Annotated in this window: 19 protein-coding genes; 14 read left to right on the top strand and 5 right to left on the bottom strand. The window is 35.3% G+C overall.

From position 1 onward, the window contains the following. Nucleotides 1–127: 127 nt before the first annotated feature. The 4 genes from GIY83_RS18325 to GIY83_RS18340 all read left to right on the top strand — a co-directional run bounded on the left by GIY83_RS18325 (nt 128) and on the right by GIY83_RS18340 (nt 6,722). Entirely contained in the window at nt 128–481 is a 354-nt protein-coding gene (locus GIY83_RS18325) for a hypothetical protein (protein WP_194615255.1), read from the top strand. 163 nt (nt 482–644) lie between these two features. After that, entirely contained in the window at nt 645–2,852 is a 2,208-nt protein-coding gene (locus GIY83_RS18330) for a TonB-dependent receptor (protein ID WP_208682767.1), read from the top strand. 417 nt (nt 2,853–3,269) lie between these two features. Beyond that, nucleotides 3,270–5,378, top strand: coding sequence for a prolyl oligopeptidase family protein (locus GIY83_RS18335; RefSeq protein WP_208682776.1), 2,109 nt, complete (start codon nt 3,270–3,272; stop codon nt 5,376–5,378). Between the two features lie 348 nt (nt 5,379–5,726). Then, the gene (locus tag GIY83_RS18340) at nt 5,727–6,722 is read left to right on the top strand and encodes a Gfo/Idh/MocA family protein (RefSeq protein WP_208682778.1); all 996 of its coding nucleotides are present in this window, start codon (nt 5,727–5,729) and stop codon (nt 6,720–6,722) included. Between the two features lie 375 nt (nt 6,723–7,097). Here the strand turns inward: GIY83_RS18340 and GIY83_RS18345 are convergent, their stop codons facing one another. After that, nucleotides 7,098–8,027: an outer membrane beta-barrel protein gene (locus tag GIY83_RS18345; RefSeq protein WP_208682780.1), complete on the bottom strand. Its 930-nt coding sequence runs from the start codon at nt 8,025–8,027 to the stop codon at nt 7,098–7,100. A gap of 178 nt (nt 8,028–8,205) precedes the next feature. Further along, nucleotides 8,206–12,747 carry a DNA polymerase III subunit alpha gene (gene dnaE, locus GIY83_RS18350; RefSeq protein ID WP_208682782.1) on the bottom strand — a complete coding sequence of 1,514 codons (4,542 nt, stop codon included), beginning with the start codon at nt 12,745–12,747 and terminating at the stop codon, nt 8,206–8,208. A 69-nt stretch (nt 12,748–12,816) separates the two neighbouring features. Here dnaE and GIY83_RS18355 point away from each other — a divergent pair, with 69 nt between their 5' ends. The 7 genes from GIY83_RS18355 (at nt 12,817) to leuB (ending at nt 20,723) form a co-directional block, all read left to right on the top strand. Then, complete coding sequence (locus GIY83_RS18355; RefSeq protein WP_208682784.1) at nt 12,817–12,978, top strand: hypothetical protein; 162 nt, start codon at nt 12,817–12,819, stop codon at nt 12,976–12,978. Between the two features lie 4 nt (nt 12,979–12,982). Further along, nucleotides 12,983–14,356: a PKD domain-containing protein gene (locus GIY83_RS18360; RefSeq protein WP_208682786.1), complete on the top strand. Its 1,374-nt coding sequence runs from the start codon at nt 12,983–12,985 to the stop codon at nt 14,354–14,356. Between the two features lie 594 nt (nt 14,357–14,950). Continuing rightward, the gene (gene leuC, locus GIY83_RS18365) at nt 14,951–16,345 is read left to right on the top strand and encodes a 3-isopropylmalate dehydratase large subunit (protein WP_194615249.1); all 1,395 of its coding nucleotides are present in this window, start codon (nt 14,951–14,953) and stop codon (nt 16,343–16,345) included. 110 nt (nt 16,346–16,455) lie between these two features. Then, entirely contained in the window at nt 16,456–17,052 is a 597-nt protein-coding gene (gene leuD / locus GIY83_RS18370) for a 3-isopropylmalate dehydratase small subunit (RefSeq protein ID WP_194615248.1), read from the top strand. A gap of 135 nt (nt 17,053–17,187) precedes the next feature. Beyond that, on the top strand, nt 17,188–17,979 hold the full coding sequence (locus GIY83_RS18375; RefSeq protein WP_194615247.1) for a methyltransferase domain-containing protein: 792 nt from the start codon (nt 17,188–17,190) through the stop codon (nt 17,977–17,979). Nucleotides 17,980–18,021: 42 nt separating this feature from the next. Next, nucleotides 18,022–19,545, top strand: coding sequence for an alpha-isopropylmalate synthase regulatory domain-containing protein (locus GIY83_RS18380; protein ID WP_194615246.1), 1,524 nt, complete (start codon nt 18,022–18,024; stop codon nt 19,543–19,545). Between the two features lie 116 nt (nt 19,546–19,661). After that, the gene (gene leuB / locus GIY83_RS18385; RefSeq protein WP_194615245.1) at nt 19,662–20,723 is read left to right on the top strand and encodes a 3-isopropylmalate dehydrogenase; all 1,062 of its coding nucleotides are present in this window, start codon (nt 19,662–19,664) and stop codon (nt 20,721–20,723) included. 113 nt (nt 20,724–20,836) lie between these two features. Here leuB and GIY83_RS18390 read toward each other — a convergent pair whose 3' ends face one another. Together GIY83_RS18390 and GIY83_RS18395 are read right to left on the bottom strand one after the other, a co-directional pair. After that, on the bottom strand, nt 20,837–21,196 hold the full coding sequence (locus GIY83_RS18390) for an RNA-binding protein (RefSeq protein ID WP_026982652.1): 360 nt from the start codon (nt 21,194–21,196) through the stop codon (nt 20,837–20,839). Between the two features lie 141 nt (nt 21,197–21,337). After that, nucleotides 21,338–21,820, bottom strand: coding sequence for a DUF6252 family protein (locus GIY83_RS18395; RefSeq protein WP_208682788.1), 483 nt, complete (start codon nt 21,818–21,820; stop codon nt 21,338–21,340). A gap of 198 nt (nt 21,821–22,018) precedes the next feature. Here GIY83_RS18395 and GIY83_RS18400 point away from each other — a divergent pair, with 198 nt between their 5' ends. The 3 genes from GIY83_RS18400 to GIY83_RS18410 all read left to right on the top strand — a co-directional run bounded on the left by GIY83_RS18400 (nt 22,019) and on the right by GIY83_RS18410 (nt 23,900). Beyond that, entirely contained in the window at nt 22,019–22,585 is a 567-nt protein-coding gene (locus GIY83_RS18400) for a 30S ribosomal protein S16 (RefSeq protein WP_194615243.1), read from the top strand. Nucleotides 22,586–22,600: 15 nt separating this feature from the next. Continuing rightward, nucleotides 22,601–23,125 (top strand): ribosome maturation factor RimM, encoded by a 525-nt coding sequence (gene rimM, locus GIY83_RS18405; protein ID WP_065451539.1) that lies wholly within the window; start codon nt 22,601–22,603, stop codon nt 23,123–23,125. A gap of 61 nt (nt 23,126–23,186) precedes the next feature. Then, nucleotides 23,187–23,900, top strand: coding sequence for a tRNA1(Val) (adenine(37)-N6)-methyltransferase (locus tag GIY83_RS18410; protein WP_208682790.1), 714 nt, complete (start codon nt 23,187–23,189; stop codon nt 23,898–23,900). On the opposite strand, the gene GIY83_RS18415 is transcribed toward GIY83_RS18410, so the two are convergent. Continuing rightward, nucleotides 23,897–25,189 (bottom strand): HlyD family secretion protein, encoded by a 1,293-nt coding sequence (locus GIY83_RS18415; RefSeq protein WP_194615240.1) that lies wholly within the window; start codon nt 25,187–25,189, stop codon nt 23,897–23,899. The two genes, GIY83_RS18410 and GIY83_RS18415, sit on opposite strands and share 4 nt — an antisense overlap. Nucleotide 25,190: the final 1 nt, after the last annotated feature.

Raw genomic sequence — 25,190 nt, forward strand, 5'->3', positions numbered from 1 at the left:
AATTAGATCGCAATTATTCTCTTTTTGATGAAGAATAAAATCATTCGTTGCACTTTTTTCATCAAATCACGAACAGAATTCAAAAAATAAATCGATTTTACTTTGATCTTTTATACCTTTGTCACGAATGAAAAGAAAGCAGCTCATATTAAGTGTTTCTTTGGCTCTGACAGTATTGTTCTCAATATTGTTTCAGTCGATACACAGTTATGAGCATATTGTAAAGCAACTTTCAGAGAAACAGTGTCATCATAACTATAATGACCCAAATGGCGAAATAACGCATCAGCATCATGATTACGATGTTTGTTTTGTGTGCCATTTTGTTTTTGGAAGTTATATTGTACCTGAACAATTTGCTTTTGAATTTCATACTTTCAATTACGAAATCCCTTATTTTTTCTCTCTTTCAGAAAAAATATTTTCACTTTCAGAAAATCCGTATTTATTACGCGGTCCGCCCTCTGCTCTAGTCTCTTAGTTTCGAAATAGTCGAAATAAAATCAAATTCTTTTTTAAATCTAATTCAAAAAAAATTAGTCGATTTCCCCATTCTGAAATGTTCAGGATCGGCAAATTTTACTATTCTTTTTAGTTTTTTGTTTTTAAAAGATACATTCCAATTAACTATAGCATCATTTTCAATGAAAAAAATAATATTAACCCTTATTTTAGGGTTTTCGGGCATTCTTTCTGCTCAAAATTCGGTTTCAGGAACGGTAACTAATCTTGAAAACCAACCATTATCAAACGTGTCTGTTTATGCGCCGGAATTGCACAAAGGAACGACGACGGATCAAAACGGGAAATATGAATTTAAGAATCTTCCAAACGGAAGTTTCCGACTTACTTTTACTATTGTTGGATTCACTGCTCAAAGTAAATCAATCTCTAAATTATTAAAAGAAAACACTATCGATATAACGCTTACAGAATCTATTTTTGAAATGGATGAAGTGGTGGTTTCAACACCTTTCAACAAATTGCAATCGCAAAACGTAATGAAAGTAGAACATGAAAGCATTAAAACTTTGCAGCAAAAGGGAACTTCGACTTTAATAGAAGGTTTAGCAACAATTCCCGGAGTTTCTCAGATTTCTACGGGAACATCTATTGGGAAACCGGTAATTCGCGGATTGAGCGGAAATCGCGTTTTAGTTTATTCCCAAGGTGTTCGTATCGAAAACCAACAATTTGGAGACGAACATGGTTTAGGTTTAAACGATGCCGGAATCGAAAGTGTCGAAGTGATCAAAGGACCAGCATCTTTATTATATGGTTCTGATGCTTTGGGAGGTGTTTTGTATTTTAATCCTGAAAAATTTGCTGATGCAAATACATTCAAGGCCAATTTTAGTCAAAAGTACTTCACAAATACACAAGGAAGCAATTCTTCTATTGGATTAAAAACATCTACTGATAACTGGAAGTTTTTGGTTCGCGGAAGTTTCAACACACATTCTGATTACAAAATTGCCGATGGTGAACGCGTAACCAACACTCGTTATAACGAAACCGATTTTAAAACCGGAATTGGCTACAGTAACTCTAGTTTTTCAAGCGTTCTAAGATACAATTACAACAAACTGGATCTTGGAATGCCGGATAATGGAATTGGAGAACAATCTACCAGCAAAAATACAGAGTTTCCGAGACAAGGAATCTTCAATCATTTGTTGAGTTTAAACAACGTGATCTTTTTTGAGAATTCTAAATTAGATGTTGATTTAGGCTATATTGCCAATGACCGTAGTGAGTTTGAAGACAGTAACGAAGCATCGCTTCATATGAAACTGAACACTTTTAACTACAATGCCAAATACCATTTTCCTAAACTAGGTAAAATTGAAACGATTTTGGGCGTTCAGGGAATGCACCAAACAAACAAGAATTCAGGAGAAGAATACCTGATTCCCGACGCTACTACGAATGATTTTGGTGTTTTTGGAACGGCAAACTACGAATGGGACAATAGTGTTATACAAGCAGGATTACGTTTTGATAACCGAAACATTACTTCTATAGCACACGGAAACGAAGGCGAAGAAGGTTACTTTTTACCTCTGGACCGATCGTTTGACAGTTTTAATGCTTCTTTAGGATATAAAACAAAATTGGCAGAACCTTTGACACTTCGACTGAATGTGGCAACAGGATTTAGAGCTCCAAATTTAGCAGAATTAACTTCAAACGGGGTTCATGAAGGAACTAACCGATACGAAATTGGAAATGCTGATTTGAAAACAGAACAAAACGTTCAGACTGATTTGAATTTAGAATACAAAAACACGCATTTTGAGTTTTTTATTAACGGATTTTACAATCACGTAAACAATTACATCTTCACTTCGCCAACCGGAGAAGTTCGTGATGACAATGATGTTTTTGCTTATGTTCAGGACAATGCAAAATTATATGGTGGTGAAGTTGGTTTACATTTTCACCCTCATCCATTAGATTGGTTGCATTTTGAAACGAGTTTTGAAACCGTAACGGGTAAAAAAGCAAACAACGATTATTTGCCTTTGATTCCTGCAAACAACTGGAACAATACTTTAAGAACTGAATTTAAAATTAATAACTGGTTCGAAGAAGGATATGCATCTTTGAACGTTTCATCAACTTTTGCTCAAAAAAATGTGAGTGGTTTTGAAACAGCTTCAGACGGATATACGCTGGTAAATTTAGGTTTTGGCGGAACAGTAAAACTAGGCAAACACGCATTTGATGTGAACCTGAACGGAAACAATTTATTCGATAAAAAATATATTGCTCACTTGTCAAGATTAAAAACAGACGGAATTCCAAATATTGGAAGAAACATCGTTTTGGGAGTTAACTTCAACATTTAATTTTTTTAAATTAAACCATGTAAGTATGATGCCTGTTTATTTTGTTTTTGGTTGAACATGTATTTCTTACGTGGTTTATTTAATTAAGCTTTGCGTTATTTACAATTTTACCACAAGGCACGCAAAGTTTTTATATATGCTTGATCTTTTAAAAACACAAAGCCCGCAAAGCTTTGTATTGATTTCTCATTTTAACCTAAAAACAAATTAATTTTTATCGCAAAGAACGCAAGGTTTCTTATACATGCTTGATCTTGTAAAAACACAAAGTTCACAAAGCTTTGTATTGATTCTGCCTTTGCGAACTTTGTGTTTTATAAACATACCGCGAGATAAAATCTTAGCGCACTTTGCGGTTAATTATCCTCTTGATCTAACAAAAAACGCTATTTTTGTGACAACTGTTAAACATAAACTATGAAAAAAACATTTCTTATAATGGCAATCACAACTGCAGGAATTTCATTTGCACAAAATAAAATTCAATATCCTGAAACCAAAAAAGGCGAAACAGTTGACGTCTATTTTGATACAAAAGTAAACGATCCTTATCGTTGGCTTGAAGATGACAAATCAGCTGAAACTGGTGCCTGGGTAAAAGCTCAAAATGAGGTTACTTATGGCTATTTAGATAAAATTCCGTTTCGTGAAGAACTTAAAAAACGAATGGAAAAACTTTGGAATTATGAGAAAATCAGCGCTCCATTTGTAGAAGGAAAATTTACTTATTATTCAAAAAATAACGGACTTCAGAATCAATCGGTTATTTACAGAAAAGGGAAAGACGGTAAAGAAGAAGTTTTCTTAGATCCGAATACTTTTTCTAAAGACGGAACAACTTCTCTTGGCGGTTTAAATTTTTCTAAAGACGGAAATAAAGCTGCTTACGCTATTTCTGAAGGCGGAAGTGACTGGAGAAAAGTAATCATTATCGATGCTTTGTCTAAAAAAGCTATCGAAGATACTTTGGTAGACGTAAAATTTAGTGGTGTTGCATGGCACGGAAACGAAGGGTTTTATTACTCTAGTTATGACAAACCAAAAGGAAGTGAATTATCTGCAAAAACAGATCAGCATAAATTGTATTACCACAAGCTTGGAACTTCTCAAAAAGAAGACAAAGTTATTTTTGGTGCAGATCAAAAAAGAAGATATGTAGGTGGTTATGTTACTGAAGATAACAAATATTTGGTAATCTCTGCTGCTAATTCTACTTACGGAAACGAATTATACATCAAAGACTTAACAAAAGCCAATAGTCCGATTGTAACGATTGTAGACAATTTTAACAGCAGCAATCAGATTATCGAGAATGAAGGAACTAAATTGTTTATCGAAACCGACTTAAATGCGCCAAATACACGTGTTGTTACTGTTGATGTAAGCAATCCAGAACCTGAAAACTGGAAAGATTTTATCAAAGAAACTCAAAATATTCTATCACCTTCAACTGGCGGTGGATTTTTCTTCGCTAATTACACGAAAGATGCTGTTTCATTTGTACAACAATATGATTATAACGGAAAATTAGTTCGCGAAATCAAACTTCCTGCTATAGGAACTGCAGGTGGTTTTGGAGGTAAAAAAGACGAAAAAACGTTGTATTACAGCTTTACTAATTACACAACTCCAGGAACAATTTATTCATTAGAGCCAAAATCTGGTAAATCTGAAGTATATCAAAAACCTGTAGTGGATTTTAAAAGTGAAGATTACGAATCTAAGCAAGTATTCTATACTTCAAAAGACGGAACAAAAATCCCGATGATTATCACTTATAAAAAAGGGACAAAGTTAGACGGTAAAAATCCAACAATTCTTTACGGTTACGGTGGATTCAACATTAGTTTAACACCAAGTTTCAGCATTGCAAATGCCGTTTGGTTAGAAAACGGAGGAGTTTATGCTGTTGCCAATTTAAGAGGTGGTGGTGAATACGGTAAAAAATGGCATGATGCCGGAACTAAATTGCAAAAGCAAAATGTATTTGACGATTTTATTGCTGCAGGTGAGTATTTAATCGCCCAGAAATATACTTCATCAGATTTCTTAGCGATTCGCGGAGGTTCTAATGGAGGTTTATTAGTTGGAGCAACAATGACACAACGTCCTGATTTAATGAAAGTGGCGTTGCCGGCAGTTGGTGTAATGGATATGTTACGTTACCATACTTTTACCGCTGGTGCAGGTTGGGCTTACGATTACGGAACATCTCAGGATAACAAAGAAATGTTCGAATACCTTAAAGGATATTCTCCTGTACAAAATGTAAAAAAAGGTGTTCAATATCCTGCAACTATGGTTACAACTGGAGATCACGATGACCGTGTAGTTCCTGCACATAGTTTTAAATTTGCTGCTGAATTGCAGGAAAAACAAACAGGTCCTAATCCGGTTTTAATTCGTATTGATGTAAAAGCGGGTCACGGAGCAGGAAAATCTGTTGCAGCTACGATTCAGGAAAATGTAGACATTCAGGCGTTCACGCTTTACAATATGGGTTTTAAAGCTTTACCTAAAAAATAAAACTTTAATCTTTTAATTTTATTAGCCACGAATTCACGAATTATTTTTGTGAGTTCGTGGCTTTTTTTTATTTAAAAATTTTGCTTAATCTTTACTCTCGCAGATCTTGCAGATTTAGCAGATTCTGTGTGTGAAAAATCTCCTAAATCTGCCAAATCTGCGAGATAATAATTCGTGAATTCGTGGCTTTTTTTTAAGCTTGCTTTAATATTTGTTTCACGCAGATTTAAAAGATCTGTGTGCATATGCTTAGATCTTTTAAATCTGCGTGAAAAAATAATTCGTGAAAATTGGGGTAATACGTAGCAAACCTTTTTTAAATTTGAATTAACTAAAAAAAACAGAAAAATGAAAATTGTAAAATGGGGAATTATAGGTTGTGGTAATGTAACCGAAGTAAAAAGTGGTCCGGCATTTCAGAAAGCGCCTAACTCGGCATTGGTTGCTGTAATGCGAAGAGATGCAGCTCTTGCAGAAGATTATGCCAAACGTCATAATGTTCCCAAATGGTATTCGAACGCTGCTGATTTAATAAATGATCCTGAAGTTGATGCTGTTTATATCGCTACTCCTCCATCCTCTCATAAAGAATATACTATTTTGTGCGCCAAAGCCGGAAAACCGGTTTATGTAGAAAAACCAATGGCTTTGACATTTGAAGAATGCAACGAAATGATCAGCGTTTGTAAAGAACATAACGTTCCTTTATTTGTTGCATATTACAGAAGAAGTTTACCTCGATTTTTAAAAATAAAAGAACTAATTGATCAAAATAAAATAGGAACGGTACGACATGTAAATTGCGTTTTATATCATCCGTTTGAAGAAAGATACGATGACGAAATCAATTTACCATGGACGGTTTTGCCACACATTTCCGGTGGCGGCATCTTTGTTGATTTGGCTTGTCATACTTTAGATTTTCTGGATTTTGTTTTGGGACCAATTCAATCCGTTCGCGGGCATGCCAGTTCTCAGCTTAAAGCATATCCGGCCGAAGATTCGGTTTCGATGTCTTTTTTATTCGAAAATGGAATTCACGGAACAGGTTTATGGAATTTTGCCAGCTTTGAGCGTTATGACAATACTGATATTGTAGGTGATAAAGGTAAAATCTCTTTCTCTACATTTGGAAATGATCCAATACATATTCAATATGCAAATGGTAAAAAAGAAAGTGTTACCATCGAAAACCCATTACATATTCAGCAGCCTCTTGTTGAAACTGTAGTGGCTGAAATTCTGGGTAATGAAGGCATCAATCCATCAAAAGGAACTTCGGCCGCAAGAACAACCTGGGTTATTGATGAAGTTTTGAAAGAGTTTAGGAGTTCGAATTCTTAATTCAACATAATCTTGTCATTTCAACCGAAGGGAGAAATCACACCAGAAACTCCGCGAAGAATGCCTCCAATCTTTGTCGATTAACTTGTGTGATTTCTCCCTTCGGTCGAAATTGACAAACTATACGAAAATATTGTTATAAAAACGAGTACCCCGATAGAAGTGGAAATCCTTTTATGCCGGTCCCGATAGCTATCGGGAGCCACAAAAGATTACTTCACTTAATTTTTATTTTATTTCGGAGTTCAGTGAACTTCGTTTGAAACGAATAGCGGGATTAAAATTGAATTCATTTACAAATTGAAATGACAAAAATAAAAAAAGAGGATATTCGTTTAGAATATCCTCTTTTTTATACCATATAATTTCTTGAAACTATAGGCTATATTTAAGTCCTAAAGTCAAACCCAAACCTGAAATTCCAACGTAAGAACTTAACTCATCCATTGGTTTTGTTTTATCAACACCATTCGGATTTGTTAAAGCATTATTAGAATTAACGTCTAATCTATCTCTGTAATTTGTATGTATTTGAGAAGTGCTTCTAGAAGCTAGAGCATCATTTCCATTAACATTAAACTCTGTAGTTTCTTTAGTTTTTCCGTGTACAGTAAAGTTGCGATATTCCAATTCACCAAAAACCGAAATATTTTTTCCTAATTTATAAGATGTTCCTAAAGCAGCAACAAACCCAACTGTCGGATTAGGCTTTACTTTATCAACACTATGAACATTTCCAAAAGCAACCGGAGCTCCTGTAGTTGGATTAAAAGCAATTGGAGCATATGCATCAGAAGTGATTTCTAAATCCCCATGAATAGGAACTAAAACACCTACTTTAGTATATGGCTCAAAACCTTTGTGCTCTCCTAAAAATAAAACCAATGCAGGCGCTAAATCAAAAGCAGTAATCTGACCTACTGATTTAAAAGCATATACACCAGCTGGCGTAATAGGCACATCTGATCTGGTTTGTGCCATTGTTTTATCTTTACTAGTATAGTAATTAACTCCCAACTCAACTCCTAAACGAGCATTAAATCTATATCCAGCTATTATTCCTGTTCTAAAACCTTCACCAAAAGAACCTGTAACACTTTCTTCAGAAACTAATTTTCCTCCTACAAAAGTTCTATCCAATGGAAGATTCCCTCCTACAGTTGGAAATTCAGTAGCAGCAGTCTGAATAAAATAAGATCCTCCTAATTTAAAATACCAACTTTCTGGTTTATCTGCTTTTTCTGTTTGCGCCATTGTGGCCATAGAGCAAACTAATAATCCTAGTAAAAATAGGTTCTTTTTCATAATTCTGATTTTAATTAATTTATACAAACATAGATTATTTTAACATATTCTTATAGTTTGCGTTGTTAGACTTGGCACGAAAACGTTGTAATTTTAAGCAATAATACTAAAAAAGTATTATGCATGCATATTTTTAACTTAAAAAAAATGCATTCCCTCAAATTTTAACTGTTAAAATTTAGTTTAGCTTAAAATTTACCTGCATTTTCTCTAATTCTATCAATAACTCAGTAGAAATCTTAACTTTTACTCTTCGACTAGGCATGGCAAGCTTGGTTACGACTTTTATTTCTTCTACCTCATTTACTTCCTGAATCTTCGTTTCCTCTAATTGTACCTCTGCATCTTCGGCGTTTTCGTCTACAAAAACAGCATCTTCAGTTTCCTCAAAATCTGTTGGAGTTTCTACTTCGACCAAACGCTTTATCTTTTCTAACTCCATAATTTCAAAAGTCACAGAATTATCGCCTTTATTTGCACTAAATAATTGACTTAAATTATGAATAAATTCAGCGTGCAAATCTTTTATATTCAATAACAAAATCAGCTTTTTAGCAAAAGCTTCCAGGATATCCTGCAATTGTCTAATTTCAACAAATTGCATTCTTGGATCTGATTTTTTACCCGTATCATGATTGACCCAACCGTCTTTTATTAATATTTTAATGAAAGCAAAATTGTTCTGAATCAGGAAATGGCGGAATTTTAAGTATTCTTCACCAAAAATCTTAAACTCATAACTCTCATCATATCCTTCTAAATTAAATACCGCCCAGCCTTTTCCGTTTTTTGCCACACGGTGCTGCACATTATTAATGATTCCGGCAAAATTTAGATTTTTACCTACATATTCATTCATGCTTTTCAGGGACTCTAATCGGGAATTACAGAAGTATTTCATCTCGAATCTGAAATCATCCAAAGGATGTCCTGAAATATAAATCCCGACTACTTCCTTCTCTTTTGCCAATTTTTCCATCGTACTCCAGTCTTCACATGGCGGCACAACAGGCTCATCAATCTGAACTTCACTGGTTTCGCCAAACAAACTTACCTGCGATGAATTTTCGTTTTCCTGAAATTTAGATCCGTAACGAATTGCTTTTTCATAAAAAGTAATTCCGTCTCCATCATCATGAAAATATTGCGCTCTTGTTGTTCCTTCAAACGAATCAAAACCACCTGCCAAAGCCAGGTTTTCGATTGCTTTTTTATTGGCTGCACGTAAATCGATACGTTTAGCTAAATCAAAAATCGATTTGTATTTACCGTCTTTTCTACTTTCTACAATGGTTGCCACAGCTCCGGAACCTACTCCTTTAATAGCACCCATCCCAAAACGTACTGCATATTCATCGTTTACAGTAAACTTATAGAAGGACTCATTTACATCTGGTCCTAAAACCTGTAATCCCATTCGCTTGCATTCTTCCATAAAAAATGATACTTGTTTGATATCATTCATATTATTCGAAAGTACCGCCGCCATGTATTCTGCCGGATAGTGCGCTTTTAAATATGCTGTTTGATACGCAATCCAGGCATAACAAGTCGAGTGCGATTTGTTGAAGGCATAACTCGCAAAGGCTTCCCAGTCTTTCCAGATTTTCTCTAAAACTTTTGCATCGTGACCTTTTTTTGCCGCTTGCTCAACGAACTTAGGCTTCATTTTATCCAGTACATCTTTTTGTTTCTTACCCATCGCTTTACGCAAAACGTCGGCCTCACCTTTTGTAAAGTCAGCCAGCGATTGTGACAAAAGCATTACCTGCTCCTGATAAACGGTAATTCCGTAAGTCTCTCCTAAATATTCCTCACAGGCATCTAAATCGTATTTGATTTCCTCTTCGCCATTTTTTCTTCGAACGAAAGATGGAATATACTCCAAAGGTCCCGGACGATACAAGGCATTCATGGCAATTAAATCTCCAAAAACCGTTGGTTTCAGATCTTTCATGTATTTCTGCATTCCGGGTGACTCGTATTGGAAAATTCCAACTGTTTCTCCCCTCTGGAAAAGTGCATAAGTCTCAACATCATCAATTGGGAATGTATCCGGATCCAGATCAATTCCATTTCTGTATTTTACCAGTTTAACGGTATCTTTTATTAAGGTAAGAGTCTTCAGACCCAGGAAGTCCATCTTAAGCAGTCCTGCACTTTCTGCAACCGAGTTATCAAACTGGGTTACATATAAATCAGAATCTTTTGCTGTAGTAACAGGAACGAAATTCGTAATATCCGATGGCGTAATGATTACTCCACAGGCGTGAATTCCGGTATTTCGCATCGATCCTTCCAGGATTTTTGCCTGCTGAATGGTTTCACCAGCCAAATCATCTTCGTTGGCAATGGCGATTAATTCTTTTACATTGTCAAATTCATCAGAACGAAGGGCTTTTTTAACCTCATCCTCGTTTTCAGAAATAAAACGCGCCAAATTCCATTTAGACGGCATCATTGCCGGAATCAGTTTTGCAATTCTATCGGCTTCAAACAAAGGCAAATCCAGTACACGAGCTGTATCACGAATCGCTGATTTGGTTGCCATTTTACCATAAGTAATAATTTGCGCAACCTGATTTTTACCGTATTTATTGATTACATATTCCATTACACGACCACGACCCTCGTCATCAAAGTCAATATCAATATCGGGCATGGATACACGATCCGGATTCAGGAAACGCTCAAAAAGCAAATCGTACTTAATAGGGTCAATATTGGTAATTCCTAAACAATAAGCAACGGCAGAACCAGCTGCAGATCCACGACCTGGTCCTACCGAAACGTCCATATTTCTGGCTTCGGCAATGAAATCCTGTACAATCAAAAAGTAACCCGGATATCCTGAGTTGGAAATGGTCAATAACTCAAAATCCAAACGTTCCTGAATCGATTCCGTAATTTCACCATATCGTTTTTTCGCACCTACCATTGTCAGGTGACGCAGGTATTTATTTTCACCTCGCACTCCGCCATCAGCTTCGTCTTCAGGAACTACAAACTCCTGAGGAATGTCAAATTTAGGAAGCAAAACGTCGCGATAAAGTGAATAAATCTCGACCTTATCGACAATTTCCTGAATGTTGATAATCGCGTCCGGCAAATCAGCGAAGAGTTTTTTCATCTCTTCCTGCGACTTATAATAATATTCCTGATTAGGCAATCCGTAACGATATCCTCGACCACGACCAATTGGCGTAGCTTGTTTTTCACCATCTTTTACACACAACAAAATGTCGTGCGCATTGGCATCTTCTTTATTTAAATAATAAGTATTATTAGTCGCAATTAATTTAACATTGTGCTTTTGCGAAAACTCAATCAGGGTTTTATTCACACGATTTTCATCTTCCTGATTGTGGCGCATTACCTCCAGATAAAAGTCATCGCCAAATTGTTCTTTCCACCAAATCAAAGCTTCTTCGGCCTGATTTTCACCAACGTTCAGGATTTTACTCTGGATCTCTCCGTATAAATTCCCGGATAAAACCATGATATCTTCTTTGTATTGTTCGACAATTTTTCGATCAATTCTAGGAACATAATAAAATCCGTCAGTAAAAGCAATCGACGACATTTTGGCCAGATTGTGATACCCTCTTTTATTTTTGGCTAATAATACAATCTGATTTCCATTGTCTTTTTTGCTTTTATCAAGGTGATTGTCGCAGACATTAAATTCACAACCTACGATTGGTTTGATCTCTGTTTCTGTTGGTTCTTCACCAGCTTCTACCAAAGCTTTATTTTTTCCGGATGCTGCTTTGTTGTGGTTCATAACAGCGCTTACAAAATGGAAAGCTCCCATCATGTTTCCGGTATCGGTCATCGCAACGGCCGGCATTCCGTTTTTAGCTGTAGCCGCTACAATATTCCCAATTCCTATAGTCGATTGTAAAACCGAAAATTGGGTATGATTGTGTAAATGCGCATATTTTGCTTCTTTAAAATCTTCTCTGTCAGAATGTGAAACAGTAGGTTCTTTTCCAACCGATTCTAAAGCTTTTAGCTGCTCTCTAATTTTATCAGAAGCTGCTTTTAAGTTGATATGTTTTAAACCAATTAAAGGAAATTCCTGTGGATTTCTACTTTGAAATTCCTTGAAGTAATCCTTCGGAACATCCAGTTCTTCTTTGGTAAAAACTTCTCTTCTAATTAACTCTAAGAAACAACGCGTAGTTGCCTCAACGTCGGCAGTTGCGTTGTGAGCTTCCGCGAAAGGTTTATTAAAAAGATATTCGTGTAATTCTGTTAAGGTTGGTAATTTAAACCTTCCTCCACGACCTCCGGGAAGTTTTAGTAATGAAGCCGTAACCTCGGTACAAGTATCCAAAACCGGCATTGAACTCATAGGAGAATCTACGCCCATTCTATGAAACTCAGCTCCCATAATATTAACGTCGAAACCTAAATTCTGACCAACGATAAATTTAGTTTTGCTTAAAGCGATATTGAATTTCTCCAAAACTTCAGCCAAAGTAATTCCATCGGCTTCAGCCAATTCAGTCGAAATTCCGTGAATACGTTCTGCATCATACGGAATATTAAATCCGTCAGGTTTTACCAGGTAATCCTGATGTTCGATCAATTGTCCCATTTCGTCATGTAGCTGCCACGCGATCTGAATACAGCGAGGCCAGTTATCGGAATCGGTTATAGGAGCATCCCAGCGTTTTGGTAATCCGGTTGTTTCGGTATCGAATATTAAATACATAGGTTTTTTAAAAAAGCAAATTAAAAAATTCCAAATTCTAAAATTATCACATCATAAATCACTGATTCAATGACCAATAGAAATCCACGAAATAAATATGGAGGAAGTTCAAATTTACGCTTTTTTTCTGCTTTGAGAAATAAAGAATCACAAAACATAGTTGTAAAAAAAATGACAGTTTTTCTTATTAAAAAAGATATCTTTGGCACTCAAAATCAAAAACAAATTTAATTTTATGAAAAAAATCTACTTTTTTACATTTATTTTACTAAATCTCCTTAATTCTTGCAGTAGTGATAGCTCAGATGACAATCAACTTGTAGCATCATTTACTTTATCAGCAACAAAAGTTAGCATAGGTGATGACATCAAAATAACAAACACATCCACATCTAAAGCTGGAATTGCCTCCTACTCTTTCAATTTTGGAAACAATATAATTTCTACCGAAAAAGAACCTAAACTTTATTATCCTCGACATGGAGAATATAATGTTACTTTAACTATTAAAGATGTAAATGGCAACGTTGCCAGTACTTCTGTTAAAGTAACGGTAGAAGAAGAAAATTCTTTTTTAGTTGAAAACCAAAATCCTGGAGGTTCTGACACCTATCCTATTGAAATAGGTATTCATGACAATAAAATATTCTATACAGAAGCTATTAGATCAGTATTAACTTCAAGTCCTCATTATTACAGACACTTAGAATACGATGAAGCGACTAAAACTTTCACTTTAAAAGTTATCGCTGAAAAGGTTGTTAATTCAGGAAACGCAAAAACCACTTTTCTAAACAATGGTAATAAAATTGTAACAATGGTTGAGTCTCTTAATTACATTGCATCCAGAGAAGTAGAATTAAACGCTGATTGGAGTTTAATAAAACAAGACAGTTACAACAAAGTAACCTATGGCTCATTACAAAATAATGATCAACACTATTTTTATGGATCTTATAACAGTAATCCATCAATAGAAATCAGAAATAGTAATGGTCAGTTTGTTAGTAGAAAAACATATGAAAACGCCATTAAAAATGCTTTTATTGGAAGCTTAATTAAAACAGGAAATACATATGTTGCTTTTGGAGGCAAATATGAATCCTCACCAACAGATGCATTTACAAATTACAAACCAATATTATTATTTCTTAATGAAAATCTTGAAGTAACAAGCCAAAAAACATTTGAAACTGGCTATTTAAAGGATCTTGGACAAAGCTGGAGCAACTTAGCAGGCTCTTTTATAGCAAGAAAATTATCTAATGGAAACTTAGCATTATACAGTCATAATGAATTAAGAATCACAACAGCGCAAGGTGAAGACATAAATATTCTTACTTTTAGCGACAGCAGAAGTTCTATACAAGGCCTAATAGAAGTTGAGAATGGCTTTATTGCATCAAGCTCCTATAAGCTAGAAAAATATGACAACAGTGGTAAATTAATCAAATCTATTACATATAGCGGATCCGGTAATGCCGGTTTTGTAAAAAAAGGAGATTTAATTTATTTTGCCGCTGCATACGGATCATCTTATCAAAACTATTCAGTAAACAAAGCAGTACTTGGAGCAATAGATTCTAATCTAAACTTTAAGAAAATATAAATTATACTTTATTTTATAATTCAAGAGGATAAGATAATCTAAACAATTATTTTATCCTCTTTTTTATGTTCTTAAATAAAAAGAACTTCATAAGAAATTCCCATATTAAGTCATTTCCTATTTCAAAAATATAAAATATTATAAAAATACACCTCTTGGATGTCGTAGTATTTTGGTAGATTTTAGAAGATTAAAAAACTTCAAAAAATGGCACTTAAAGCCATTAGAACACGCAAAAATAAAGATTCAAAAAATAAACCAAACCTAACAATTATTACTATTTTAATTCATTTTGTTACATTTTTTTCAATTAAAACATACATTCTGTAATGATTTTGAGATAAATTTGCCAACTATTAAAATTAAAGCAATCAAATCAAAATTAACCAAAAAAGGAAAAGCAAAACCAATTTATATTCATTCTACAATCAAATCCAATAACAAAAAAGCGAATACTAATTTGTATTTCAGTTTGGGTATCGTATATAATGAAATATTGAAATTGACGACCTTATATCTTTTTCTAATTTTGTTTTCCTATTATAATGAGCAGGAAATTGCTGTGATTAGAAATTACAATTAAAAAAAATAAAAATGAGTAAGACATTATTTGACAAAGTATGGGATTCACATGTAGTGCGCAAAATTGAAGATGGACCAGATGTGTTTTTTATTGACCGTCATTTCATTCATGAGGTTACGAGTCCTGTTGCTTTTTTAGGATTAAAAGCCAGAGGCGTAAAGGTTTTATACCCGGAACGTACTTTTGCAACTGCAGATCACAATACACCAACCATAAACCAACATTTACCAGTTGAAGATGCTTTATCTGCCAATCAGCTTAAAGCTCTTGAAGATAATGCTGCCGAATACGGAATTTCGCACTGGGGATTAGGTCACATTAAAAACGGAATTGTACACGTAGTTGGTCCTGAAAACGGAATTACTTTGCCAGGTGCTACTATTGTTTGTGGAGATTCTCACACCTCTACTCACGGTGCTTTTGGAGCTATCGCTTTTGGTATCGGAACTTCTGAGGTGGAAATGGTTTTGTCTACTCAATGTATCATGCAGCCTAAACCAAAGAAAATGCGTATTAACGTAAATGGTCAGTTAAGCAAAGGTGTTGGTCCAAAAGACGTTGCACTTTATATTATTGCTCAATTGACTACTTCCGGAGGAACAGGTTATTTTGTTGAATACGCCGGAGATGTTTTCGAAAACATGACTATGGAAGGCCGTATGACGGTTTGTAACCTAAGTATCGAAATGGGTGCTCGTGGTGGTATGATCGCTCCTGACCAAACTACTTTTGATTTCCTTGAAGGTAGATTATACGCTCCAAAAGGCGAAGCATGGACTAAAGCTGTAGAATACTGGAAAACTTTAAAAACGGATGCTGATGCTGTTTTTGATGCCGAATTAAACATCAAAGCTTCAGATATTGAACCAATGATTACTTATGGTACTAACCCCGGAATGGGAATTGGTATCTCAAAACATATTCCGAACGCCAACCAGGTTGAAGGTGGTGAGGAAACTTATAAAAAATCTTTAGCCTACATGGGCTTTCAGGAAGATGACGTTATGATTGGAAAACCAATTGATTATGTTTTCTTAGGAAGCTGTACAAACGGTCGTATTGAAGATTTTAGGGCTTTCGCCGAAATTGTAAAAGGAAGAAAAAAAGCAGATAATGTTACCGCTTGGTTAGTTCCGGGTTCTCATGTTGTTGAAGCTCAGATTAAAGAAGAAGGTATTTTAGATATTTTGACCGAAGCTGGTTTTGTATTACGTCAGCCGGGATGTTCAGCATGTTTGGCCATGAACGATGACAAAGTTCCTGCTGGAAAATATGCAGTGAGTACTTCAAACAGAAACTTTGAAGGACGCCAGGGTCCTGGTTCAAGAACATTATTAGCGAGTCCAATTATGGCTGCCGCTGCTGCTGTTACCGGAAAACTAACAGACCCAAGGGAGTTATTTTAATTCCACTGTAAGCTTTAAGCAATAGGCTTTAAGCAAAAAACACAATACATAATACACACTGTAGGAAAAAGCCCAAAACTTAAAGCCTACAGCCTAAAGCAAAAGAAAAAATGGCATACGATAAATTTAACATACTTACCAGCAGTGCAGTGCCGCTGCCAATTGAGAACGTAGATACAGATCAAATCATCCCGGCTCGTTTCCTGAAAGCTACAAAGCGTGAAGGTTTTGGAGACAATCTTTTTAGAGACTGGAGATATAACGGAGATGATTCTCCAAAAGCTGATTTCGTTTTAAACGATTCAACTTATAGCGGAAAAATCCTTGTTGGAGGAAAAAACTTCGGTTCAGGATCTTCAAGAGAACACGCTGCGTGGGCAGTTTACGATTACGGTTTTAGAGCTGTAGTTTCAAGTTTCTTTGCAGATATCTTCAAAGGAAACTGTTTGAATATTGGTGTTTTACCGGTTCAGGTAAGCCCTGAATTTGCTGATACAATCTTCAAAGCAATCGAAACTGATCCTAATACACAATTAGAAATCAACTTACCAAACCAAACGATTACTTTATTGGCAACAGGTCAATCAGAATCTTTTGCGATTAACGGATACAAAAAGAACAATATGATTAATGGCTTTGATGACATTGATTATTTGCAAAATATTAAAGAAGATATTGTGGCTTTCGCCGATAAACTTCCTTACTAAAAAGAAATCTCATTCAGTCTATTAGACCCGACAGGTTTCAAAGCTTGTCGGGTCTTTCTAAATGAAATCGACTGAAAGAATATTTCAGAAATAATCCGACAAAGAAATAAGTTTAAAAAAATAATCCTATTGTAAATGAAAGGAAATAAACATATTGAAAGAGACGGACAAAATGCAACAAAAATATTCGACAACAGAAGTTTAGCTAAAGATTATCGAAATCTGATTGAGATTTTAAAACCCGGAATAACCATTTTGGATATTGGCTGCGGAACAGGCTCCATTTCTAAGGACATCGCAAATGATATTGGCTCTAACGGAAAAGTTATTGGAATTGATAATACGGAAAATTTTATAAAAAGCGGTAAGGAATCTTATCAGTCAGTTTCTAATTTAGAATTAATTGCTGTTGATTTATTTGATTACAACCCAGATATAAAATTTGACCTTATTGTTTCAGCCAGAACATTGCAATGGTTAAGCAATCCGAAAGAAGCTTTAATAAAAATGAAATCATTATTGAAGCCAAATGGTCAAATATCAATTCTGGATTATGATCACACCAATTTAATCTGGAATCCGTCGCCACCGGAAAGCATGCAGGAGTTTTATAAAACTTTTTTGAAATGGCGGGCAGATGCCGGAATGAATAATAAGATAGGCGAAGATTTACCTCAATTATTACAAGAAGCAGGTTTTCATTCTATCGAGAAAATAAATTCAGATGAAGCTTATCATCAGGAAGATTCTGATTTTAAATCGAAAGTTGGAATTTGGTCCAAAGTTGCCGGTTCCAGTCAGATGGTCGAAGAAGGTTATTTAGAGGATGAATTAAGATTGAAGGCAATCGAAGAATACAATAACTGGATCGAAAATTCAGCAATTTCGATGACGATGAAGCTAAACGAAGTAAGAGGAAAAATATAAAAATAACTATAATTCACTTTTAAAGAAATATAGAAAATCAATATGGAAAAAAGAAAAATTGAAATAATGGATACGACACTTCGTGATGGTGAACAAACCTCTGGAGTATCTTTTTCTGCTGCAGAAAAACTAACCATTGCACAATTGTTGTTGGAGGAATTAAATATTGATAGAATCGAAATTGCTTCGGCTCGTGTCAGCGAAGGAGAATTTCAAGCTGTAAAAGGCATTACATCCTGGGCTGCCGAGAAAGGATATAGTAATCGTATCGAAGTTCTTTCTTTTGTAGATGGAGGTGTTTCGATCGAATGGATGAAAAAAGCAGGTGCCAAAGTGCAAAATTTACTGACCAAAGGTTCAATGAATCACCTGACACATCAATTAAAAAAAACACCTGAACAGCACTTTTCTGAAATTGCCGAGATCATTGCTCTAGCAAAAGAAAACAATATTGAGACAAACGTTTATCTGGAGGACTGGAGCAACGGAATGAGAAATTCACCGGAATACGTTTTTCAGTTTCTGGATTTTTTATCTACTCAACCCGTTAAAAGAATTTTACTTCCCGATACTTTAGGTGTATTAATTCCGTCTTTGACTTTTGAATTCATCTCAAAAATCAGAGCAAGATATCCGCAGATTCATTTTGATTTTCACGCCCATAACGATTACGATTTAAGTATTGCTAATGTTATGGAAGCAGTAAAAGCTGGCATAAACGGACTTCACGTTACCGTAAACGGAATGGGAGAACGTGCCGGAAATGCTCCGCTGGAAAGCACTGTTGCTGTAATAAATGATTATTTACCAGAAGTTAGCATCAACATCAAGGAAACTTCTTTGTACACGGTAAGTAAGCTTGTAGAAACTTTTACAGGATATAGAATTCCTGCTAACAAACCAATTGTTGGTGATAACGTTTTTACACAAACTGCTGGAATCCACGCTGACGGAGATAATAAAAACAATTTATATTTTAATGATTTACTTCCGGAACGTTTCGGGAGAAAACGAAAATACGCTTTAGGAAAAACTTCCGGAAAAGCCAATATCGAAAAAAATCTTCAGGAATTAGGTTTAAAATTAAATCAGGAAGATTTGAAATTGGTAACTCAACGTATCATAGAACTAGGCGATAAAAAAGAAACCGTTACCAAGGAAGATTTGCCATACATCATCTCAGATGTTTTGGACAGTCATACTTACGAAGATAAAATTACCATTGAATCTTATGTACTAATGCATTCAAAAGGAATGCGCCCATCGACAACTTTGCTTTTAAAAATTGACGATGAAATCATCGAAGAAAGCGCTCAGGGTGACGGTCAGTTTGATGCTTTTATGAATGCGTTATCCAAAATTTACAAAAGCAAAAAACTAACACTTCCTAAATTGATTGATTACGCTGTGAGAATCCCACCAGGAAGTAGTTCTGACGCTTTATGCGAAACAATCATCACCTGGGTAAATAACGGAAAAGAATTTAAAACCCGAGGATTAGATTCAGATCAAACAGTTGCAGCGATTATTGCAACTCAAAAAATGCTGAATGTAATTACGAATTAAAGGTGCAAAGGTTCAGAGCTACAGAGGAACAAAGGTTTTCTCTTTGTAATTCTAAACCTTTGTCACTTTGAACCTTTGTCACTTTGAACCTTAAAAATTAACATAACTTATAAAATATGAAATTTAACATAGCCCTTTTAGCAGGAGACGGAATTGGTCCTGAGGTTATAAATGAAGCTGTAAAAGTATCTGATGCTATTGCAAAAAAATTCAATCACGAAATAACATGGACACCAGCTCTTACCGGTGCTGCAGCAATTGATGCAGTTGGAGTTCCTTATCCTGATGAAACGCATGAAGTTTGCATGAAAGCTGATGCTGTTTTATTTGGAGCAATTGGTCACCCAAAATACGATAACGATCCTAGCGCACCAGTTCGCCCGGAGCAAGGATTATTGTTGATGCGTAAAAAATTAGGCTTGTTTGCTAATGTGCGTCCTACTTTTACCTTTCCTTCTTTGATTGACAATTCTCCTCTAAAAAGAGAAAGAATCGAAGGAACTGATTTGGTTTTCTTAAGAGAATTAACCGGAGGAATTTACTTTGGAGAAAAAGGAAGAAGAGACGACGGAGAAACTGCTTTTGATAATTGTGTTTATACACGTGCAGAAGTACAACGTTTGGCTAAAAAAGGTTTTGAATTAGCCATGACACGTAGCAAAAAATTATGTTGCGTTGATAAAGCAAACGTATTAGAAACATCTCGTTTATGGAGAGAAACCGTTCAGGCAATGGAAAAAGACTATCCAGAAGTTACCGTTTCTTACGAATTTGTTGATGCAGTTGCGATGCGTTTAGTGCAATGGCCAAATTCTTATGATGTATTGATTACTGAAAACTTGTTTGGAGATATCTTAACTGATGAAGCTTCTGTCATTTCAGGTTCAATGGGATTAATGCCATCTGCTTCTGTTGGAGAACATACTTCACTATACGAACCAATTCACGGATCTTATCCTCAGGCAACAGGATTGAATATCGCAAATCCGTTAGCGACTATTTTATCTGCAGCAATGATGTTCGAAGATGCTTTTGGACTAAAAGACGAAGCCGAAGCCATCAGAGCGGTTGTAAACAAATCATTAGAAAAAGCAATTGTTACTGAAGATCTGGCTGTAAAAGGTTCTAAAGCATACAAAACCAGCGAAGTTGGAGACTGGCTTGTGGCGAATTTATAGTTGTTTTGTTTCAGGTTTCAAGTTTCACGTTGTTATTGAAACTTGAAACAATTTTTAAACAAAAAAAAGGGATCAACTTTCGTTGATCCCTTTTATATATTTAGAAAAAAATATTAATATCCTCCTCTGTTACCACCACGGTCATTTCCACCACGGCTGTTTCCTCCACCATAACCACCGCGTGAATCTCCACCACGACTGTTATTGTTGAAGCTTCTTCTTTCGCCTTCTGGTTTCGGTTCAGATTTATTAACCACAATTGCACGACCTTGAACAGTAGCTCCGTTCAATTCATCAATTGCTTTTTGAGCTTCTGCATCGTTTGGCATCTCTACGAAACCAAAACCTTTGCTTCTTCCTGTAAATTTATCAGTAATGATTTTAACTGAATCTACTGCTCCGTAAGCCTCGAAAGACTCTCTTAAATCTGCTTCCTCAATACTGAATGGAAGGCTTCCAACAAAAATGTTCATATGTACTTATTTATAATAATGTAGCAAATGTAGTCTTATTTTTCTGTAATCTACTATATATTAGTTTATTTATGTTTTTATTTTGATTTAAAAAAATAGAAATCAATAAAACCAAACAATTGCAAATGAAAAACTTAATTTTTAGTAGTTTATCTTCGACATGTAAGGAATTTTATAAAAAACACCTTCGGTAAAATGGATCTCAGGTTTTTCTCCATCTCCCGCATTCTCATTTACTGCCGTAAACCGAAATGTACCTGAAATAGTGCTGTTTTTAACATCAAATTCTGTAATCACAATCTGGCCATTACCCAGATTTGTACCTGTAGTCAATTTAGGCACTGTACTGGCAAAAACATCAGAATAGGAAGCCGTAACTTGATCATTAACACCCAAAATATATGTTTGAGGAATTGGAGATGGCATTCTAAGAATTACTTTTTCAGCTCCTAAACCTCCTTCGATAACTAAAGTTGTGTTTAATTCGGTATAAGCTGTATAATTTTGAGCTCTCCAGAAAACGTTATCTTTTAATCCCTGAAAAGCAGGAGTATTAAATTTCACATCTTCAGTACAAGCTGCAAACACAAAAACACTAAATAACAAGTAGATATATTTTTTCATAAAGTCATGAATTTGAGGCAAAAGTACCTTATTTGAGTCGAAAAATGAAAATTTAAACCCTGAAACAGCTTAAAAAAACAGCAAAAATCTGCATCAAATATATTTAATAAAGTTTGAAACCAATAATTCATAAAAAAATTATATCTTTGCGCCCTTAATTAACAGAGGTCGAGTACCTCAAAATTTAATCATAAGATTATGTCAGTAAAAATTAGATTACAAAGACACGGTAAAAAAGGAAAACCTTTTTACTGGGTTGTAGCTGCAGATGCACGCTCAAAGAGAGATGGTAAATACTTAGAGAAAATCGGTACTTACAATCCAAACACTAACCCAGCAACTATCGACTTAAACCTTGATAGTGCAGTTAAATGGTTACACAATGGTGCACAACCAACTGATACTGCAAGAGCAATTCTTTCTTACAAAGGTGCTTTATTGAAACACCACCTTGATGGAGGTATTCGTAAAGGTGCTTTAACTCAAGAGCAAGCTGATGCTAAATTATCTGCTTGGTTAGATGCTAAAGCTGGAAAAGTTGATGCTAAAAAAGAAGGTTTAACAAAAGCGCAAGCTGATGCTAAAGCTAAAGCTTTTAAAGCAGAACAAGAAGTTAACGCTAAACGTTTAGCTGCTGCAGCTCAAGCTGAAGCTGATGCTATCGCTGCTGCAACTCCTGCAGTTGAAGAAGAAGTTGCTGAAGTTGAAGCATCTACTGAAGAAGCTCCTGCTGCTGAAGAAAATAACGAAACAACTGAAGCATAATTATATTTAGCGAGAATGCGTAAAGAAGATTGTTTTTATTTAGGTAAAATCGCTAAAAAATTTAGTTTCAAAGGTGAAGTTCTGGCTTATTTAGACACGGACGAACCTGAGTTATACGAAAATCTGGAATCAGTGTTTATTGAATGCAATAAACACCTGGTTCCTTTTTTTATTGAAAAAAGTTCATTGCACAAAAACGATTTTCTAAGAATTCGTTTTGAAGATATGAATACCGAAGAAGATGCAGATGCCATTATGGGCAATGCTATTTATCTTCCTTTAAATATGTTACCAAAACTTAGTGGTAACAAATTTTATTTCCACGAAGTTATCGGTTTTGAAATCGAAGACCAACGCCTGGGTGTTTTTGGCAAAATCGTTGCCGTAAATGATTCTACCGCACAACCTCTTTTTGAAGTTTTAAATGGCGAAGTAGAAATGCTGATTCCAATGATCGATCATTTCCTTGTAAAAATTGATCGTGAAAACAAAAAAGTTATCATGAACCTTCCGGAAGGATTGGTGGAGATGTACTTGTAAAAAGTCCTCAGTTTTCAGTTGCTTACTTTTCTTAGATATCTTTATTTTAAATTTTTCAGCAATGTCTAAATTCACTTTCAAGCAATTTTCTGTAGAACAAGATAAAACTGCCATGAAAATCGGCACAGACGGTGTTTTATTAGGATCTTGGGCTCCAATTCATCATAATCCTTTTAGTGTACTAGATATTGGTGCAGGAACTGGTATTATTGCTTTGATGCTTGCTCAGCGATCTCATGCAGAACAAATTGATGCTCTTGAAATTGACGAAGATGCATACGAACAGGCAGTTGATAATTTTGAAAATTCTCCCTGGGGTGATCGCTTATTTTGTTTTCATGCAGGTTTAGATGAATTTATCGAAGAACCGGAAGACGAATATGATCTGATTGTTTCAAATCCGCCTTTTTATGCCGAAGATTATAAAACCGAAAATGAACAACGGGATTTAGCACGCTTTCAGGATGCAATGCCTTTTGAAGAACTGGTTGAAGCTGCCGATTTGCTTTTATCCGAAAACGGAATATTTGCAATAATTCTTCCTTATAGAGAAGAAGCAAAATTTATCGCTTTAGCAAAAGCATCAGAATTATATCCCACCAAAATTACGCGAGTAAAAGGAACACCAACCTCAAGCGTAAAGCGTAGTTTATTGGCTTTTAGCCGAAATGAAACTGACGAAATCGAAATCGACGAATTAACAATCGAAATCGAGAGGCATGTTTATACTTCGGAATATATCGAATTGACGAAAGAGTTTTACCTGAAGTTTTAAACCTGTTCGAAAATACTTTTGAACTGATACAAAATTCTCTCGATTAGTCGCAGATCCTCAGTTACAATTTCGGCACTTCCTTTCATTTCCTGCTGAAAAACGATTTGTTTTTTATAAGAAGTCTGCAGTCCGTTTGGAAGAGCGACATCCAGTAATAAATTTCCATCTTTGTCCGGAACCAGAGAAATATTCTGGATCTTTCCTTTTAGCACACCAAATTCCCTGTCCGGAAAATTCGCTAAGCGAATATTTACCGTTTGCCCCACTTTTATCTTTCCGGAATTTAAAGCCGGCGCTTTAACCTTCCCAACAAAACCATTTTTTGTATCCGGAATAATAGAAAACACATTATCACCAACATTTATGGTTTGATTTTCTGTCCAAACCTGCAAAAATGTAACCACTCCGCTAACAGACGATTTTAAAGCATAAGCCAATTCCCAATCTTTTATTACTTTTTTAAGCTGATAAAATGATTGCGCCATATTCCTACCCAATGTAACTTCTTCCTTAGTGCCGCTTATTTGCGAATTCTGACTTAATTTTGAATTATCAATCAAAGAGGACTTCAACTGAGAAATAGACGTTAAAAGCCCTTTATAATTCTTCTGTGCCTGAAGATAACCTAACTTTTTAGCCTCCATTTCCTGAGCCGAAATAATTCCTTTATTGAAGAGGGTTTCAAAACGGGCAACTTCGTTTTTCTGAAGCTGTAATTCACTTTCGTTAATTACCTTTTGCTGTTGCAGAATTTCTAATCTTTCTTTGATCTGAACTTTCTCTGAAACCTGTGCTCTGTTTTCGACCTGAAAAGGCTGCAAATCTTTATTTAATTCTTCTGCCTGATAATCTTTTTGAAAAACAGCAAAAGCACTTTCGATTTCCCCTAATTGTGCATTTTTTAGCAAAGCAAAAGGAAAAGCTTTTTGGGGGTTGTTGATATTATACTCATCAACTATTTTTTTCAATAAAAAAACATCTTTGTAATTGGCTGTGTTTTCGATAATCGCGAGTGTACTGTTTTTTGAAACTAGCGATTTATTTTTTACCAAAATAGCCTCGATACGTCCTGAAGATTTCGAAACTATTTTCTCTGGCGGAATATTGGTCGTAATAACAATTTCGGTATTTACAACATCCGGGTATTTGATAAACCAGGACACAAAAAATAGCATAAAAATAATTACAAATATCAATACGGTCCCCCAACGTATCATCCAGTGGGGTACTCTGGTAAGGATGTCCTGAACTTCCTCACTTCTTAATTCGAATGTAGTATCTTCTGCCATT

It is taken from the genome of Flavobacterium sp. SLB02, assembly GCF_009664855.1.
Classification (GTDB): domain Bacteria; phylum Bacteroidota; class Bacteroidia; order Flavobacteriales; family Flavobacteriaceae; genus Flavobacterium.